Source organism: Actinomycetospora chiangmaiensis DSM 45062 (genome assembly GCF_000379625.1).
Classification (GTDB): Bacteria; Actinomycetota; Actinomycetes; order Mycobacteriales; family Pseudonocardiaceae; genus Actinomycetospora; species Actinomycetospora chiangmaiensis.
The window spans coordinates 25,880-43,702 of sequence record NZ_KB903231.1 but is presented as its reverse complement, the minus strand read 5'-3'; the positions used below and the strand labels follow the sequence as shown (position 1 = coordinate 43,702).

Sequence of the window (17,823 nt, the reverse complement as noted above, 5' to 3'; positions counted from 1 at the left end):
GCTCCCGGGACTTCGCGGCTGCCCTGGCCGAGACCGGCATCGCCCACAAACGCACCCGGCCCTACCGTCCGCAGACCAATGGCAAGGTCGAGCGCTACAACCGCACCATGCTCGAGGAATGGGCCTACGCGGCGGCCTACCGCTCCGAGACCGCCCGCCGCGAGGCCTTTCCCCTCTGGCTGCACTCCTACAATCACCACCGCGGCCACACCGCGCTCGGCGGACACCCGCCCGCCAGCCGCGTGACCAACCTCAGTGGTCAGAACAGCTAGTCCTCGTCGGACCCGTCGTCGATCGTGTCGGGCTCGACGCCGAGGTACTCGGCGACCTGTTCCACGAGGACGTCGTGCAGCAGGTCCGCGAGGTCCTCGCCGTCGAGCGCCCGGGCCTCGAGCGGGCGGCGGTAGAGCACGATGCGCGCGCGGGTCGGTGCTCCCCGGCGGTCCACCCCCGCGGGGACCAGCCGAGCGAGCGGGATGTCCCCGTCACCCACCACGCCGTCGTCGTCGGGCGCGGGCTTCGACACGTCCGGCACGTCGTCGACCGCGACGTCGAGCTCCTCGAGCTCGGCGCCCCACCGGTCCTCGATCGGCTCCAGCGCCTCGAGCACGACGGCGTCGAAGCGCTCCGCGCGCGTGCGCGCCGCCGGGGAGCCGGCCGGGTAGAGCGGTGTCCGCAGGCCCCGCCCGCGGCGATCGCGGCGCCGTGGGCCGCGACCCGCCGGGGCGCTCCCCGTCCGCGACCCGCCCGAGCGCCCGCCGGTGCGGGTACCACCCCTCGCCATGAGCGGCGAGCCTACGCCCCGGGCCCGTCGGCCGAGGTCACCTCGGCGGTCTCCCGCGGCGAGGTGCACACCTGACACGTCGCGGGGTGGTTCGGGGTGCCTCGTGGCGCCCTCGCGACGCGGCGCCGCCGTCGCCCGGTCCCGACCTCACCGCCACGTCACCCGACGCGCCGAGCGAGCCTGCGCGACGACGGCCGGAGAAGGCGTCTATCGTCTCGTCCCGTGCGAGGAGTACGGAAGTGCTCACGGACCGGGTGCGGCCGTGCGGCCGTGGCCACGTTGACGTACGTCTACTCCGATTCGACGGCCGTCGTGGGTCCGTTGGCGAGGAGTGCGGAGCCGCACTCGTACGACCTCTGCGAGTTCCACGCGCTGCGTCTCACCGCCCCGCGTGGGTGGGAGGTCGTGCGCTACGAGGGCGAGTTCCCCTCGGAGCCGAGCGCGGACGACCTCACCGCGCTCGCCGAGGCGGTGCGCGAGGCCGGTCGCGCCGAGCCGCGGTCCGAGGCGGTCGGCCTCGGCGCGGTGTCCGGCACCGGGCGCCGCGGGCACCTGCGGGTGCTGCCGGACCCGTCGTCGTCGTCCCCGTAGGTCCTCGGAAGTCCCCGTAGGTCCTCGGAAGTCCCGGGACGTCCTGGGAAGACCAGCCACCTGATCGGGTGGCCGCCGAGCCGCACGCTGTCGGACCCGGCCGATACGCTGCCGGGTGTGAGCAGTTCAGCAGCCACCGAGTCCGCGCAGGCCGCCCGCTCCCGCGTCATCGGCCAGGTGATCAAGGCCTACGACGTGCGGGGTCTGGTCGGCGAGCAGCTCGACGCCGCCTTCGTCCACGACGTGGGGTCCGCGTTCGCCGAGTTGCTGACCACCGAGGCCGGTGGGGCGCCCGCGAACGGCATCGTCGTCGGGCACGACATGCGGGACTCGTCGCCCGAGCTCGCCGCCGCCTTCGCCGAGGGCGTCACGGCCCGCGGGGTCGACGTCGTGGAGATCGGCCTGGCCAGCACCGACGTGCTCTACTACGCCTCCGGCGTGCTCGACGCGCCCGGCGCGATGTTCACCGCGAGCCACAACCCCGCGACGTACAACGGCATCAAGCTCTGCCGGGCGGGCGCGAGTCCCGTCGGGCAGGACACCGGGCTCGACGAGATCGCCGCGATGCTCGACCGCGGGCCCGGCGAGGTCCCGGGGGAGACCGGACGCACCGGCAACGTCACGCAGCAGGACATGCGCGACGGGTACGCCGAGTACCTCCGCAGCCTGGTCGACCTCTCGGGCATCCGGCCGCTGTCGCTCGTCGTCGACGCCGGCAACGGCATGGCCGGCTACACCGTGCCCGCGGTGCTCGACCCGCTGCCGATCGACGTGCACCCGCTGTACTTCGAGCTCGACGGCACCTTCCCGAACCACGAGGCCAACCCGCTCGACCCGGACAACCTGGTCGACCTGCAGCGGGAGGTGTCGAACCTCGGCCACGCCGACGGCGGGCTCGCCTTCGACGGCGACGCCGACCGCGTGTTCCTGGTGGACGAGCGCGGCGAGGCGGTGAGCCCCAGTGCGATCACGGCGCTCGTCGCCACCCGCGAGCTGGCCAAGGAGCCGGGCTCGACGATCATCCACAACCTGATCACCTCCCGTGCGGTGCCCGAGATCGTCACCGAGGCGGGCGGGAAGCCGGTCCGCACCCGGGTCGGTCACTCGTTCATCAAGGCGACGATGGCGCAGACCGGCGCGATCTTCGGCGGCGAGCACTCCGCGCACTACTACTTCCGCGACTTCTTCCGCGCCGACTCCGGGATGCTCGCGGCGCTGCACGTCCTCGCCGCCCTGGGCGAGCAGGACAAGCCGCTGTCCGAGCTGATGGCGCAGTACTCGCGCTACGCCGCGTCCGGCGAGGTGAACTCGACGGTGGACGATCCGCAGGCCAGGATGGCGGAGGTGGAGCAGCTCTACGGGGACCGTGACGACGTCACCACCGACACGCTCGACGGTCTGACGGTGATGTTCGAGAACGGCGACTGGTTCAACCTGCGGCCGTCCAACACCGAGCCGCTGCTGCGCCTGAACGTGGAGGCCTCCGACGCCGACGCGGTGGCCGCCCTGCGCGACGAGGTGCTCGCGGTGGTCCGCCGATGAGCACCGCCGGCCCGCTCGGCCTCGACCCGGCCCTGCTGGAGATCCTCGCCTGCCCGGCGCCCGACCACGGCGAGCTGCGGCCCGGCACCCCGACCGACGCCGCCGCGTCCGCCCTGACCTGCACGGTGTGCGGGCGGGAGTACCCGGTCACCGACGGCATCCCGGTGCTGCTGCTCTCCGAGGCCGTGAACGGCCCGGACGCGGGTCCCGACGGCGGGTCGAGCGACACCGCGGGCAGGTGACACCCGTGCTCGACGAGGCGCTGCTCGAGGACACCGGCCGGCTGCTCGACGCCGACCGGGCCGGGGTGCTGCGCGCGGCCGCGACGGCCGGGGCACAGGTCCGGGCGACGTGGGCGGCGGCGCAGGAGGCCGGCGTCGGCACGCTCGAGGGGCTGCGCCCCCGGGCGCTGGTCCTGCTCGCCCGGCCGGGCCCGGAGCGGGCGAGCGCCGCGATCACCGCGGCGCTGCTGGAGCCGACCTGCCCGTGCCCCGTGATCGTCACCGGGTCCGCGCCGCCGTGGCTCGGGCCGCTCGACGTCGTCGTCGTCTCCCACCGCGGGTCCGAGCGCGACCCGGCCGACGCCGCCATCGCGGAGGCCGTCGACCGCGCGGTGCGCCGCAACGCCCACGTGGTGCTGACGGGGCCGCCCGACGGCCCGGCCCCGGCCGCCGCGGCCGGCCGCGCGATCCAGGTCTCGCCGCGCGTCCCGGTGCTCGACGGGCTCGCCGCCCCGACCGACCTGGCGGCCACCTTCGCCACCGCCCGCGCCCTGGACCTCCTCGACGTCGACGGCGAGGCCCTCGCCGACCGGCTCGACGACGAGGCCGAGCGGAGCGGCCCCCGGCACGAGGCGTTCACCGCCCCCGCGAAGGCCCTGGCGCTGCGGCTGGCCGAGCACACCCCGCTCCTGTGGGGCACCGACCCGACCGCGGTCGCCGTCGCCGGGTACGGGGCCGTCGCCCTGGCCGCCCACGCCGGCGTCGTGGCGCACGCGGGCGGGCTGACCGGCGCCGTCGGGGTGCCGGCCCTCGCGGCCCGCCTCGACGGCGGCACGGGACTGGACTCGATCTTCGCCGACCCGTTCGACGACCCGGGCCCGGACGGTCCGCCGCCACGCCTCGTCGTCGTCTCGGTGGCCGAGGACGTCCCGACGCGGCGGCTGGCCCAGGACGCCGAACGGCGCTGGCCGGCCGCGGACCGACTGGAGCTCGACGACCTCGAGCTCGCGGGCCCCGGGGTCGCCCGGGACGCGGTCCGCGCCGGGGTCCTCGCCCTCCGGCTCGATCTCGCGGCGCTCTACCTCGGCCTGGCCACGGGGTCGCTCGGGGCCGATCCCGACGGCCGCCGCGACTCGGGCGCGGTACCGGGCATCGGAGCCTGACACCGACCGGGGCGCCGGAGACCGCGGCGCCGGGCGCGGGACCGTCGAGGACTCCTCGACCCGATCATTCACGAGCACAGGGAACGACTCAGGGGGACGGACGCGGTGGAACTGCTCGAGGGCTCGGTGCGGCCCTACGCCTGGGGGTCGCGCACCCACATCCCCGCGCTGCTCGGCGAGCCGGTGCCCTCGCCGCACCCGCAGGCCGAACTCTGGTTCGGCGCGCACGTCGACGACCCGTCCCGGCTGCCCGGCGGGCGCACGCTCCTGCACGCCATCACCGACGACCCCGAGGCGGCGTTCGGCGCCGAGCGCGCCGAGCACTGGGGCGGTCGGCTGCCGTTCCTGCTCAAGGTGCTCGCCGCGGAGGAGCCGCTCTCGCTGCAGACCCACCCGTCCGCCGAGCAGGCCGTGGCCGGGTTCGCGCGTGAGGAGGCCGCCGGCGTCCCGCGCACCGCGTCGAACCGTAACTACCGCGACGCCCTGCCCAAGCCGGAGATCCTCTGCGCGCTCGAGGAGTTCCACGCCCTCGCGGGCTTCCGCGACGCCCGGGTCACGCTGGGCCTGATGCGGGAGCTCGACGTGCCGGGCCTGCGCCACCACACCGAACTCCTCGCCGCGCAACCCGACCCCGACGGGCTGCGCGCGGTGTTCACCACCTGGATCACGCTGCCGCAGCGCGCGGTCGACCAGCTGGTGCCCGAGCTCCTCGACGCCTGCGTCCGGCTGCTCAAGAGCGGCACCGAGGAGTTCGACCGCGAGGTCCGCACCCTGCTCGACCTCGGCGAGCGGTACCCCGGCGACGCCGGCGTGCTCGCGGCGCTGCTGCTCAACCGCGTCGTCCTCGCCGAGGGCGAGTGCCTGTTCCAGCCCGCCGGGTCGCCCCACGCCTACCTGTCGGGCTGCGGGGTCGAGCTCATGGCCAACTCGGACAACGTGCTGCGTGCGGGCCTGACGCCGAAGCACGTCGACGTGCCGGAACTGCTCCGGATCCTCGACTTCCGCTGCGGGCCGCCCACGCTGGTGCGCCCCGAGACCGACGGCCCGCGCTCGGTCTTCCACGCCCCCAGCGAGCACTTCCGGCTCGTCCGGCTCGATCTTCCCGACGGCGGGTCCGCCGGGGTGGGGATCGACGGTCCGCGGATCGCGGTGGTGATCCGCGGCGAGGTCGTGCTGGAGGGCGCAGGCGGCACGCTCACCGTGCCCCGGGGTCGCGCCGTCTGGCTCCCCTCGGCCGACCTGTCGGTCGACGTCGCCGCCGTCGGGGGCCCGGCCCTGGTGTTCGTCGCCGGGGACGGTCGCTCCGGGTAGTCCCGGGCGGGTGTGAACAGGTTGCTACCAGTCGCCTGATCGACACGACGCGTGTCGGTGTCCCCCGATAGGGTCCGCGCCACCGCACACACGTCTTGACGAAGAGGGGGCCGAGTCATGGCGACCACAACACCTTCGCCGCGGACGAACAGCCTGTTCCGCACCAAATCGGTCGAGCAGTCGATCCGCGACACCGACGAACCGGACAGCAAGCTGCGCCGCGAACTCGGAGCGCTCGACCTCACCGTCTTCGGGGTCGCCGTCCTCATCGGGGCCGGCATCTTCACCATCACCGCGCGGGTGGCCGGGGACATCACCGGTCCCGCGGTGGCGGTCTCGTTCGTCATCGCCGCGATCGCCTGCGGCTTCGCCGGCCTCTGCTACGCCGAGTTCGCCTCGACGGTGCCGGTCGCGGGCAGCGCCTACACGTTCTCCTACGCGACGTTCGGCGAGTTCATCGCCTGGATCATCGGCTGGGACCTCGTGCTGGAGTACGCCCTCGGCGCCGCCGTCGTGTCGACGAGCTGGGCCAAGTACCTGGGCCAGCTGTTCACCGGGGACGGGACGGCCGCGACGGTGGACCTCGGCGGCCTCTCGGTCGACTGGGGCGCGATGCTCATCATCGCCGTCCTCACCGTCGTCCTCGTCCTGGGCATCAAGCTCTCGAGCACCGTGTCGACCGTGATGACCGCGGTCAAGGTCGGCGTGGTGCTGCTCGTGATCGTCGTCGGCGCGTTCTACATCCGCTCCGCGAACTATTCGCCGTTCATCCCGCCGCCCGGCGGCGAGCAGGAGAGCGGTGGCGGCATCAAGTCCTCGCTGCTCTCCCTGGTCGCGGGCAGCGACGGGTCGACCTACGGGGTCTACGGCCTGCTCGCGGGCGCGTCGCTGGTCTTCTTCGCGTTCATCGGGTTCGACGCGGTGTCCACCACGGCCGAGGAGACGAGGAACCCGCAGAAGGACCTCCCGCGTGGCATCCTCGGCTCGCTCGGCGTCGTCACCGTGCTCTACGTCGCGACGTCGCTCGTGCTGGTCGGCATGGTCAGCTACACCCAGCTGCAGACGAGCCCGACCGGGGACTCCGCGACGCTCTCCACGGCGTTCACCCTGGTCGGCGCGAACTGGGCGTCCACGATCATCGAGGTCGGGGCGCTCGCGGGCCTGACCACCGTGGTCATGGTGCTGATGCTCGGGCAGAGCCGCGTGTTCTACGCGATGAGCCGTGACGGGCTGCTCCCGAAGACCCTCGCGCGGACCGGGTCGCGGGGCACCCCCGTCACCATCACGATCATCATCGGGGTGCTCTGCGCCGTCCTCGCCGGCTTCTTCCCGGCCGACGAGCTGGAGTCGATGGTCAACATCGGCACGCTGTTCGCGTTCGTGCTGGTCGCCGTGGGCACGTGGGTGCTGCGCCGGCAGCAGCCCGACCTGCCCCGCAGCTTCGTCGTGAAGGGCCTGCCCGTCGTGGCGACGCTCGCGGTGGTCTCGTGCGCGTGGCTGATGATCAACCTGACCGTGGAGACCTGGATCCGGTTCATCGGGTGGATGGTCCTCGGTGTGATCATCTACTTCGCGTACTCGCGGCGGAACTCCGTGCTGGGCCAGCGCGAGCGGGGCGAGCTCCCCGGGACGACGGTGGCCCCGAGCGACGCGGCCCGCTCCTGATCGGAACGAACGACGCGTCCGTGCCGCCGTACGCCACGGACGCGTCGTTCGTCCCGCACCGGGAGCGGTGCGAGGTCAGCCCTTCTCGGCCGCGAACTTCTCCCGCAGCGTCTTCTTGGAGAACTTGCCGGTCGAGGTCTTGGGCACCTCGTCGATGAAGACGACGTCATCGGGGATCTGCCACTTCGCGACCTTGGTGGCGAGGTACTCCTTGACCTGCTCGGCGGTGAGCTCGGAACCGTCACGGACCACCACGCAGGCCATCGGGCGCTCCGACCACTTCTCGTCGGGCACCGCGATGACCGCGGCCTCGGCGACCTCGGGCATCCCCATGATCTGGTTCTCCATGTCCACCGAGGAGATCCACTCGCCGCCGGACTTGACCAGGTCCTTCGTGCGGTCGACGAGCCGCACGTAGCCGGACGGGTCGATGATCGCGACGTCGCCGGTGCGCAGCCAGCCGTCGGCCGTGAACTGCTTGCCGCCGTCCTCGTTGCGGTAGTAGGACGCCGCGATCCACGGCCCCGCGGCCTGCAGCTCGCCCGACGAGGTGCCGTCCCAGGGGACGATCTCGCCGGTGTCGGGGTCCGCGAGCCGCAGATCCACCAGCGGCGTCGCCTGGCCCTGGGTGGCGCGGACGTCGGCGAGCTCGTCGTCGGAGAGCCCGTCGTGGATCGATCGGAGCATGCCCGTCGTCGCGATCGGGCTCGTCTCGGTCATGCCCCAGGCCTGGGTGATCGGCAGCCCGAGCTTCTCGCGCCATCCCTCGGACAGCGACCGCGGCACCGCGGAGCCGCCGCACAGCACCATCCGCAGGTGGGGGACGTCGGCGCGCTCGAGCTCGGGCAGCACGCCCATCCAGATGGTCGGGACGCCGGCGGTGACGGTGATGTCGTGGTCGCGCAGCATCCCGGCGATGGCCTTCGGCACCATGTTCGGCCCGGGCATCACCATGGCGGCCCCGCAGAAGACGGCCGCGTACGGCGTGCCCCACGCGTTGGCGTGGAACATCGGGACGATCGGCAGCAGGACGTCGCGCTCCACGACCCCGGCGACGTCGGCGATGAGCACCGCGATCGAGTGCAGCACCGTCGAGCGGTGCGAGTAGACGACGCCCTTGGGGTTGCCGGTGGTGCCCGACGTGTAGCACATGGCGGCCGCGCGGTTCTCGTCCGCGACCTCGAACGGCCCGGTGACGGGCTCGACGGAGGCGAGGAGCTCCGCGTGGTCGACGATGCGCTCGTCGGCGGGGATCTCGGTGTCCGCGCCGTCGTCGATGACGACGAACTTCTTGACGTTCGGCATCTGGTCGGCCAGCGGCCACAGCGTCCCGAGCAGCGCCCGCTCGACGAAGATCACCTCGTCGTCGGCGTGGTTCACGATGTAGACGAGCTGCTCGGGGAAGAGCCGGATGTTCAGGGTGTGCAGCACCCGTCCGGTGCAGGGCACCGCGAAGTACAGCTCGAGGTGCGCGACGGTGTTCCAGCAGAAGGTGCCCACACGGGCGTCCTCGGCGACCCCGAGCGCATCGAGGGCGGCGGCGGTCCGGCGGACGCGCTGGGCCCACTCGGCGTAGGTGGTCGTGGTGACGGCACCCCCGACCCCGATCCCGGTGAGCGTCTTGTGACCGAACATCTGCTCGGCCCGGTGGAACACGTGGGGGAGGGCGAGGGGACGGTCCTGCATCTGTCCGAGCACGGTCGCGGCCTTCCTGAGCTGCTTCGGGAGGAGGAGTGCGAGCCTACGACCGGATGTGGCGCCGGTCATACCGTTGCCGGGCGCACCGACTGCTGTGACGCGCCCTACTGTGACCCGCCAGACGTTCGGGGACTACCGGGCGTCCACCTGCGGGGATCTCGCGCGGTCGGGCGGAGTGCGGCCGGTTCGTCTTGACCACCCCCGTGTGCTGTGTGAACCTCGAATCACGGCAATCGAACGCACGTGACGTGCGCCGGAGCCGCCGAGTGGCGCTGCAACGGGCCTCGGGCCCGCCACGCTCGGTGGATTCCGCACCATCGCAAGGGCGCCTCCGGACGGTGGAGGACCGCGCCCGAGGCCCGGCGGTGAGCCGGGTCGCAGACTGCGCGGTCGTACCACTCACCCACGAACAGCGGATGAGGAGTCATGGCAGCAGTAGGCACCACCCACGAGAAGTACGCCGAGAAGAACGGGATCGACTTCGCGGTCGCCGACCTCTCGCAGGCCGACTTCGGTCGCCGCGAGATCCGCCTCGCCGAGCACGAGATGCCCGGGCTGATGGCCCTGCGGCGCGAGTACTCCGAGGCGAAGCCGCTGCACGGTGCGCGCATCTCCGGTTCGCTGCACATGACGATCCAGACCGCGGTGCTCATCGAGACGCTGGTCGAGCTCGGCGCGGAGGTCCGCTGGGCCTCCTGCAACATCTTCTCCACCCAGGACCACGCGGCCGCGGCCGTCGTCGTCGGCCCGCACGGCACCCCCGAGGAGCCCAAGGGCGTCGCGTGCTTCGCCTGGAAGGGCGAGTCGCTGGAGGAGTACTGGTGGTGCGCCGAGCAGATGCTCGCGTGGCGCGACTCCGAGACCCGCGGCCCGAACATGATCCTGGACGACGGTGGCGACGCCACCATGCTCGTCCACAAGGGCGTCGAGTTCGAGAAGGCCGGCGTCGTGCCGAGCACCGAGCTCGACGACCCCGCCGAGTACCAGGTCGTCCTCGAGACCCTGCGTCGCTCGCTCGCCGAGGACTCGCAGCACTGGACCAAGGTGGCCTCGGGCATCCGCGGCGTCACCGAGGAGACCACGACGGGCGTCCACCGCCTGTACGAGTTCTTCAACGAGGGCAAGCTGCTCTTCCCCGCGATCAACGTCAACGACTCGGTCACCAAGTCGAAGTTCGACAACAAGTACGGCTGCCGCCACTCGCTCATCGATGGCATCAACCGCGCCGTCGACGTGCTGATCTCCGGCAAGAAGGCCGTCATCTGCGGCTTCGGCGACGTCGGCAAGGGCTCGGCCGAGTCGCTGCGTGGCCAGGGTGCCCGCGTGACCGTCACCGAGGCCGACCCCATCTGCGCGCTCCAGGCGCTCATGGAGGGCTACGACGTCAACACCGTCGAGAACGTCATCGACGAGGCCGACATCGTCATCACGACGACCGGCAACAAGGACATCATCACGCTCGAGCACATGAAGCGGATGAAGCACCAGGCGATCCTGGGCAACATCGGGCACTTCGACAACGAGATCCAGGTCGAGAAGCTCGAGAAGTCCGGCGCGACGAAGATCAACATCAAGCCGCAGGTCGACGAGTGGAAGTTCGAGGACGGCCACTCGATCATCCTGCTGTCCGAGGGTCGCCTGCTGAACCTGGGCAACGCCACCGGGCACCCCAGCTTCGTCATGTCGAACTCGTTCGCGAACCAGACGATCGCGCAGATCGAGATCTTCACGAAGCAGGACGAGTACCCGATCGGCGTCTACCGCCTGCCGAAGCACCTGGACGAGAAGGTCGCGAGGGTCCACGTCGAGGCACTCGGCGCGGAGCTGACCAAGCTCACCAAGGAGCAGGCCGAGTACATCGGCGTCGACGTCGAGGGCCCGTACAAGCCGGAGCACTACCGGTACTGATCGGACCCGTACCCCGGAGGGCCCCGTCGCATCGTGCGGCGGGGCCCTCCGTCGTGTCCGGGCCGTCCGCGTAGGTGACGTGGGGCAGGTTGCGGGGCCGCCGGCCATGCATGGTGTGAACCTCGCCGGAGAGCGCACCGGCCCGACCGGTCCCGCACCCCGGTCACACTCCGCTCCTGGCTAGCGTGGCCGCCCGTGGGCGTTCTGGTGGCCGTCGAGGGCCTCGACGGGGCGGGCAAGGCGACCCTGGTGGCCGCGTTGCGCCGGACGGCGGAGGCCCGGGGCGCGACGGTCGGCACGATCGCGTTCCCCCGCTACGACGACGACGTCCACGCCGCGCTCGCGGGAGAGGCGTTGCGCGGGGCGCACGGCGACACCGGCGCCTCGGTGCACGCGATGGCCCTGCTGTTCGCCCTCGACCGGCGCGCGGCGCGCGAGGAGCTCGAGACCCGTCGTCGGGAACGGGACCTGCTGCTGGTCGACCGCTACGTGGCGTCGAACGCGGCGTACGGGTCCGCACGGCGGCACGAGTCGGTCGGGGAGTTCGCCGCCTGGGTGCACGACACCGAGATCGACCGGTTCGGGCTGCCCGTGCCCGACGCCCAGGTGCTGGTCCGGGTGCCGCCGGAGGTCGCGGCGCAGCGCGTGCGCGACCGGGCGGCCGAGCGGCCCGACCGGGCGGCGGACGGCTTCGAGGCCGACGCCGCCCTGCAGGGGCGGTGCGCCGCGGTCTACGACGCCCTCGTCGCGGAGCAGTGGCTTGCGCCCTGGTGGGTGTCGGACAATCGGCAGACGGGGGAGGAGGCGCTCACCCGTACGGCTGACAGGGTTCTGAATGCCGTGCTGGGGGACGCATTCGCTCCCGGATCGTCGGTGAGAAGTGACACCATTGAGACATGAGTTCCCGGATCCTCGTGGTGGACGACGACTCGTCGCTCGCCGAGATGCTGACGATCGTCCTGCAGGGCGAGGGATTCGAGACGACCGTGGTCTCCGACGGGGCCGACGCGCTGCCGACGGTCCGGGAGTCCGCGCCGGATCTGGTGCTGCTGGACCTGATGCTGCCGGGCATGAACGGGATCGACGTGTGCCGGGCGATCCGCGCGGAGTCCGGGGTGCCCGTCGTCATGCTGACGGCGAAGACCGACACGGTGGACATCGTGCTGGGCCTGGAGTCCGGCGCGGACGACTACATCGTCAAGCCGTTCAAGCCGAAGGAGCTCGTCGCCCGCATCCGGGCGCGGCTGCGGCAGTTCCCGTCGGAGCCGAGCGAGCAGATGCAGATCGGCGACGTGACGATCGACGTCCCGGCGCACCAGGTGCGCCGCAACGGCGCCCCGATCCCGCTGACGCCGCTGGAGTTCGACCTGCTGGTGGCGCTGGCCCGCAAGCCGCGCCAGGTGTTCACCCGCGAGGTGCTGCTCGAGCAGGTGTGGGGCTACCGGCACGCCGCGGACACGCGGCTGGTCAACGTCCACGTGCAGCGGCTGCGCTCCAAGGTGGAGAAGGACCCGGAGCACCCGGAGGTGGTCCTCACCGTCCGCGGCGTCGGGTACAAGGCCGGCCCGCCCTGATCGGCACGACCCGTGGCTGACCGTCTCGCCGGGCTCCGTCGCCGCGCCGAGCTCGCTCTCGCCGAGCGGGTCGGCGCCGTCCGCGTGCTGTGGCGGCGCTCGATGCAGCTACGGGTCGTGCTGTCGACGGTGGCGATGTCCACCGTCGTGGTGCTGGTCCTGGGCCTCGTCCTGCAGACCCAGATCGCGGATCGGCTGCTGGAGGGCAAGCAGCAGGCCGCCCTGGTGCAGGCCGACATCAGCCGCGGCAACCTGGAGCGGGACCTCGCCCGCGTCGACCCCGACCGTGATGGCACGCAGGCCACCCTCGACGAGGCCCTGAACGGGCTCACGTCGTCGGGATCCGGCTCCGACCGTGACGCCGGTGCCTTCGAGGCGGTGCTGGTCGCGGGGACCGAGGCGATCGGGACGCCCGGGACGGCCGGCGCGAGCGGGTCGATCACCGACCCGTCGTCGGGACCGGCGGGCGCGGTGCCCGCGCAGCTGCGGGCGCCGGTGCTCAAGGGGTTCCTGGCCACCAAGTACGTCACGGTCAGCCAGGGCGGGCGCCCGGACGTGCCGGCCTACGTCGTCGGGCAGCCGGTGCGGACGGCGGGCCGCAACCTGCAGCTCTACCTGATCTTCCCGCTCTCGGCCGAGCAGCGGACGCTCGCGCTGATCCAGTCCACGCTCGCCCTCGCCGGGCTGGCGCTGCTCGGCCTGCTCGCGGGGATCTCGAGCATCGTGACCCGGCAGGTCGTACGCCCGGTGCGCCAGGCCGCCGACGTGGCCGAGCGGTTCGCCGACGGGCACCTCGACGAGCGGATGCCGGTCTACGGCGACGACGAGGTGGCGCGGCTCGCCGAGTCCTACAACGAGATGGCCGCGAGCATCCAGCAGCAGATCCACCAGCTCGAGGAGTTCGGCGCGCTGCAGCGGCGGTTCACCTCCGACGTCAGCCACGAGCTCCGCACCCCGCTCACGACGGTGCGGATGGCGGCGGAGGTGCTGCACGCGCAGGCCGAGGACAGGAAGGACACCGACCGGGTCGCTCATCGGAGTTCGCAGTTGCTCGTGGACGAGCTGGACCGCTTCGAGTCGCTGCTCGGCGACCTGCTCGAGATCAGCCGGCTCGACGCCGGGGTCGCCGAGCTCGCCGTCGAGCGGGTCGATGTCCGCGACGTGGTGCGCCGCGCCGCGGAGACCGTGCGCCACCTGGTCGACGACACCGCGACGCCGCTGCTGCTCGACCTCACCGAGCCCGCGGCCGCCGAGGTCGACCCCCGCCGCGTCGAGCGCATCCTGCGCAACCTGCTGGCCAATGCGATCGACCACGGCGAGAGCCGGCCGGTCGAGGTGCGGGTCGCGGCCGACGAGCACGCGGTGGCGGTCGTCGTGCGCGACCACGGGGTCGGCCTGAAGCCCGGCGAGGCGGGCCTGGTGTTCAACCGGTTCTGGCGCGCCGACCCCTCCCGCCAGCGCCGCAGCGGCGGCACCGGGCTCGGCCTCGCCATCAGCCTGGAGGACGCGCGGCTGCAGGGCGGGTGGCTGCAGGCCTGGGGCGAGACCGACCACGGCGCGGTGTTCCGGCTGACGCTGCCGCGCACCGCCGGGGAGCTGCTGCGGACCAGCCCGCTGCCGCTCATCCCGGTGTCCGCCGCGCCCGCCGAGGCCGAGCCCGGCATCCACGAGGCCGCGGGCACGACGGGGACGGCACTGCCTCCGCCCGAGACCGGCGAGTTCGCGGTGGTCGTCCCCGAGGAGCTCGGGGACCCGTCGGCGGGAACTCCCGGAGACGGGCGGTGAGGCGCTCCCCCCGGGTCGTGCTGGCCGCCGTCCTCGGCCTCGTCGCCCTGCTGCTGGTCGGCTGCGCGACGGTGCCCGGCTCCTCCGACGTGACCGTCCTGCGGCGCGTCGGCGACCCGGCCGAACCGAGCGCGCCCCCCGGCCCGGCGCGGGGCGCGGGGCCGCTGGAGGTCGTGCGCGGCTGGATCCTCGCCTCCGGGGCGACCGCGGAGCGCCACAGCGCGGCACGCGCCTTCCTCACCCCCGCCACGGCCGGCACCTGGGACGACGGGGCCTCGCCGACCGTCGTCTCGGACCGCGTGGACACGACCTTCGTCCTGGGCAGCGGGCAGTCCCCGGAGGCCTCGGTGCGGGTGCGGGCGGACAAGCTCGGCACGCTGCGCCCCGACGGGGCCTTCGTGGCCGACCCGGGCACCGTCGACGTCACCGTGCGCCTCACGCAGGACAACGGCGTGTGGCGCATCGCCGACCTGCCGGCCGGGACGATCGTGCGCCGCACCGACCTGCGCGCGAACACCCGGCCGGTGCGCATCTGGTTCCTCGCCGCGGTCGGCGGGGCACCGGTGGGAGAGACCCGCTACCTGTCGACGAGCCCGGCCCGGTCGGTCGCCTCGCGCGTGCTCGACGAGCTGCTCTCCGGTCCTTCGGAGGACCTGCGCGGCGCGGCCCTGTCGGGGCTGCCGGCCGGCGCCATGCTGCGCTCGGCGGTGGGCACGAGCCCGGACGGCGTGACCACCGTCGACCTCACCCGGATCGGCCCCGTCGACGCGCTCGACGGGAACCGCCGCGCCGAGATCGCCATGCAGATCGTGCTGACGCTGGCCGGGGTCGGCATCGACCGTGTGGCGCCGAGCGTGGACGGGTCGCCCCTCGTCGAGGGACGGACCGAGCTCGGCATCGGTGACGTGCTCGCCACCCTGCCGCCCGCGCTCCGCGAGCGCCGCGACCTGCCCAGCGACGGTCCGGCGACCACCGCGGCGTCCCCGCCCGCCGTCGTCGTGACCGGGGGACGGGTGCTGACGGTGCCCGACCCCTCGACGACGAGTGCGGGCGGCCCCGACCTCGTCACCGGCGTGGACGACGCGCGCAGCGCGAGCCTCTCGCCCGACGGGCGCGACGTCGCGGTGGTGGGCAACGACCGGGACGGGATGCGGCTGTGGGCCGGTCGGTCCGGCGCGGTGGCCACCCCGAGCCCGATCGTCGGACGCAGCGTCGGCCGACCGTCCTGGACCCCGGACGGCAGCGAGGTCTGGACGGTGGTCGACGGCAACCCGGTGCGGGCCGCCCGCGCCCCCGGTGGCGACACCCTGACGCCGGTCGCGCTCGACACCTCCGCGCTCGCCGGCTACGGCGCACCCACGACGCTGCGGCTCTCGCCGGACGGGACGAAGGTCGCCCTGGTCTCGGGCGGGCGGGTGCTCGTCGCGACCGTCATCCGCGACACCGCCGGCGGCGCCCGCCTCGGACCGGTCCGGGTGCTGCGCCCGGGACCCGTCGGCGAGGCGCTCGCCGGGGTCCTCGACGTCACCTGGTCGCAGACCGACCGGCTCGTCGCGGTCGGGACGGCACTCGGCCGGCCGGTGCAGGTCGCCTCGGTGGACGGGCTCGAGCTGGACGGTCCCACCACCACGAACCTCACCCCGCCCGTCACCGCGGTCGCCGCGGCCCCCGAGCGCCCGACCCTCGTGGTGGACCAGGGCGGGCTGTGGTCGCTCCCGGCGAGCGGGGGCGACGTGTGGAGCTCCGTGCCCGGCGGGTCGAACTCCTCGGTGCCCGCCTATCCGGGCTAACCGGCTGTGCGGCACGGCCGTGCGGCGGTGGCGGACGGCGCAGCGCTCCGTCCCCAGGCCCCGTCCCGACGCCGGGCCGTCCCCAGGCTCGCGACGGCCGCTGGCGGTCGGGCGGTGCGGAACCCACCCTCGGGGACGTGATCACCGCTCTCTGGCGCGCCCTGCTCGACCTGCTGCTGCCGACGCCCTGCGGCGGGTGCGAGGTGACGGTGGCCCCCGGGGAGGGCCTGTGCGCGGGCTGCCGCGCGGAGCTCGCCCGCCCGGTGCCCGCCCCCGAGCTGCCGGGGCTGCCGTCCGCGATGGCGCTCGCGCCCTACACCGGGGCACCGCGCCGGGCCGTGATCGCCTACAAGGAACGCGGTCGGCGCGACCTCGCCACACCGCTGGCCGAGGCGCTGGCCGTCGCGCTCGGGCAGGCCCTGCCACGCGGCCCGTGCGTCCTCGTCCCCGCGCCCTCGCGGCCGGGGGCGGCGCGGGCCCGGGGCGGTGACCACATGCTGCGGCTGGCCCGGACGGTCGCGGCCGGCACCGACCACGTGGTCGCCCCGGTGCTCGCGCTGTCGTGGCGGGCCCGCGACTCGGTGGGGCTCGACGCCCGGGCCCGCGCAGCGAACCTGGCGGCGCACCTGCGCGTCCGGCGGCGCGCGGACCTGCCCGCCGGTCCTCGGACGGTGGTGCTGCTCGACGACGTCCTCACCACCGGCGCGACCGCCCTCGCGTGCTCCCGCGCCCTGGCGGCCGCGGGGCTCCCGGTGGGGCTGGTCCTGGTGATCACGGCGGTCGGGGCCCGACGGCCGGTGGTCCCGGGTGGCCGACTGCCCCGCCCGAGGGTCACCCGGACGGGTGCTCCGGGCGTCGTGTCCAGCCCCCGGGAGCGGGACCCGGCGCCCCGTCCCCCGACCCGGGAGACGCCCGCGCGACACCTTCCGGCCACCCGCCCGAGTCGCTAGCGTGTCCCCTCTCACCGGTCCGGCGACCGAGAGGAGGCACGAGGAGTCACACGGCGACGCCACGGGCCTGCTCGGCCGGATGGCGGCGCTTTCGTCACCACCCCGGGAGTTGATGTGGAGATCGTCATCTGTGGCCGCAACGTCGAGGTCCCGGAGCATTTCCGTGACCACACGACCGAGAAGCTGGCCCGACTCGGACGCTATGACCACAAGGTCATCCGGATGTCCGTCGAGCTCTCGCACGAGAACAACCCGCGTCAGACCAAGACCTGCCAGAGCGTCGAGATCACGGGCCGCGGACGCGGCCCCGTCGTCCGCGCCGTCGCCAGCGCCGGCGACTTCTACTCCGCGCTCGACCTCGCCATCGGCCGCCTCGAGGAGCGCATGCGCCGCTCCCACGACCGTCGCGTGCACCGCAACGCGCGTCGCAAGGTGGCCGTCGGGGCCGGCGGCCCGGGCGAGGAGCTGCCGACCACCGGCGCCGAGCTCGACGAGTCCCTCCCCGACCCCCTGCGGGAGGCCACGGACGAGACCGAACCCGCCGGCGGCGTCCCCGCCGCGCGCGAGGCCCTCGACGACCGGTTCGGCCGTGCCGTCGACGGTGACGGCCCCGGCCGGATCGCCCGCGTGAAGGAACACGAGGCCGTCCCGATGACCGTGGACGACGCCCTCTCCCAGATGGAACTGGTGGGGCACGACTTCTTCCTGTTCTCCGACAAGGCCACCGGACGGCCGAGCGTGGTGTACCGACGCCACGGCTACGACTACGGCGTGATCCACCTCGTCTGAGTCCGGGCCGACCGCCGTCGGACGGTCGGCAGGGGTCCCGGGGTCCGGTCGT

General features: G+C 73.6%; 16 protein-coding genes. 14 read left to right on the top strand and 2 right to left on the bottom strand.

The window, feature by feature from the left end:
• On the top strand, positions 1-272 hold a 272-nt coding region (locus tag A3CO_RS0116315), incomplete at its 5' end, for an integrase core domain-containing protein (RefSeq protein ID WP_018333321.1).
• On the opposite strand, the gene A3CO_RS0116310 is transcribed toward A3CO_RS0116315, so the two are convergent.
• The gene (locus A3CO_RS0116310; protein ID WP_018333320.1) at positions 269-784 is read right to left on the bottom strand and encodes a metallopeptidase family protein; all 516 of its coding nucleotides are present in this window, start codon (positions 782-784) and stop codon (positions 269-271) included. The genes A3CO_RS0116315 and A3CO_RS0116310 overlap by 4 nt on opposite strands.
• Before the next feature lie 222 nt (positions 785-1,006).
• Between A3CO_RS0116310 and A3CO_RS0116305 the strand changes: the two genes are divergently transcribed.
• The 6 genes from A3CO_RS0116305 to A3CO_RS0116280 all read left to right on the top strand — a co-directional run bounded on the left by A3CO_RS0116305 (position 1,007) and on the right by A3CO_RS0116280 (position 7,277).
• Positions 1,007-1,375 (top strand): DUF3499 domain-containing protein, encoded by a 369-nt coding sequence (locus tag A3CO_RS0116305; RefSeq protein WP_026204679.1) that lies wholly within the window; start codon positions 1,007-1,009, stop codon positions 1,373-1,375.
• 117 nt (positions 1,376-1,492) lie between these two features.
• On the top strand, positions 1,493-2,917 hold the full coding sequence (locus A3CO_RS0116300) for a phosphomannomutase/phosphoglucomutase (RefSeq protein WP_018333318.1): 1,425 nt from the start codon (positions 1,493-1,495) through the stop codon (positions 2,915-2,917).
• A complete protein-coding gene (locus A3CO_RS0116295) occupies positions 2,914-3,159 on the top strand; it encodes a Trm112 family protein (protein WP_018333317.1) in 246 nt (81 codons plus the stop codon). The genes A3CO_RS0116300 and A3CO_RS0116295 overlap by 4 nt, the downstream gene beginning before the upstream one ends.
• A gap of 5 nt (positions 3,160-3,164) precedes the next feature.
• Positions 3,165-4,301: a hypothetical protein gene (locus tag A3CO_RS32615; RefSeq protein ID WP_084681969.1), complete on the top strand. Its 1,137-nt coding sequence runs from the start codon at positions 3,165-3,167 to the stop codon at positions 4,299-4,301.
• 105 nt (positions 4,302-4,406) lie between these two features.
• Positions 4,407-5,612: a mannose-6-phosphate isomerase, class I gene (manA, locus tag A3CO_RS0116285; RefSeq protein ID WP_018333315.1), complete on the top strand. Its 1,206-nt coding sequence runs from the start codon at positions 4,407-4,409 to the stop codon at positions 5,610-5,612.
• A gap of 117 nt (positions 5,613-5,729) precedes the next feature.
• Positions 5,730-7,277 carry an APC family permease gene (locus A3CO_RS0116280; protein WP_018333314.1) on the top strand — a complete coding sequence of 516 codons (1,548 nt, stop codon included), beginning with the start codon at positions 5,730-5,732 and terminating at the stop codon, positions 7,275-7,277.
• 75 nt (positions 7,278-7,352) lie between these two features.
• Here the strand turns inward: A3CO_RS0116280 and A3CO_RS0116275 are convergent, their stop codons facing one another.
• Entirely contained in the window at positions 7,353-8,963 is a 1,611-nt protein-coding gene (locus A3CO_RS0116275) for a long-chain fatty acid--CoA ligase (protein ID WP_018333313.1), read from the bottom strand.
• Between the two features lie 438 nt (positions 8,964-9,401).
• On the opposite strand from A3CO_RS0116275, the gene ahcY reads away from it, so the two are divergent.
• The 7 genes from ahcY to hpf all read left to right on the top strand — a co-directional run bounded on the left by ahcY (position 9,402) and on the right by hpf (position 17,771).
• Positions 9,402-10,883 carry an adenosylhomocysteinase gene (ahcY, locus tag A3CO_RS0116270; protein ID WP_018333312.1) on the top strand — a complete coding sequence of 494 codons (1,482 nt, stop codon included), beginning with the start codon at positions 9,402-9,404 and terminating at the stop codon, positions 10,881-10,883.
• Between the two features lie 195 nt (positions 10,884-11,078).
• On the top strand, positions 11,079-11,783 hold the full coding sequence (locus A3CO_RS32610) for a dTMP kinase (protein ID WP_245561514.1): 705 nt from the start codon (positions 11,079-11,081) through the stop codon (positions 11,781-11,783).
• Positions 11,780-12,457 (top strand): MtrAB system response regulator MtrA, encoded by a 678-nt coding sequence (gene mtrA, locus A3CO_RS0116260; RefSeq protein ID WP_018333310.1) that lies wholly within the window; start codon positions 11,780-11,782, stop codon positions 12,455-12,457. Before A3CO_RS32610 ends, mtrA begins: the two co-directional genes overlap by 4 nt.
• A gap of 12 nt (positions 12,458-12,469) precedes the next feature.
• Positions 12,470-14,242: an MtrAB system histidine kinase MtrB gene (gene mtrB / locus A3CO_RS0116255; protein ID WP_018333309.1), complete on the top strand. Its 1,773-nt coding sequence runs from the start codon at positions 12,470-12,472 to the stop codon at positions 14,240-14,242.
• Positions 14,239-16,032 carry an LpqB family beta-propeller domain-containing protein gene (locus A3CO_RS0116250; RefSeq protein ID WP_026204675.1) on the top strand — a complete coding sequence of 598 codons (1,794 nt, stop codon included), beginning with the start codon at positions 14,239-14,241 and terminating at the stop codon, positions 16,030-16,032. Before mtrB ends, A3CO_RS0116250 begins: the two co-directional genes overlap by 4 nt.
• 137 nt (positions 16,033-16,169) lie before the next feature.
• Positions 16,170-16,982, top strand: coding sequence for a ComF family protein (locus tag A3CO_RS32605; RefSeq protein WP_018333307.1), 813 nt, complete (start codon positions 16,170-16,172; stop codon positions 16,980-16,982).
• Between the two features lie 114 nt (positions 16,983-17,096).
• Complete coding sequence (gene hpf, locus A3CO_RS0116240; RefSeq protein WP_018333306.1) at positions 17,097-17,771, top strand: ribosome hibernation-promoting factor, HPF/YfiA family; 675 nt, start codon at positions 17,097-17,099, stop codon at positions 17,769-17,771.
• Positions 17,772-17,823 lie beyond the last annotated feature (52 nt).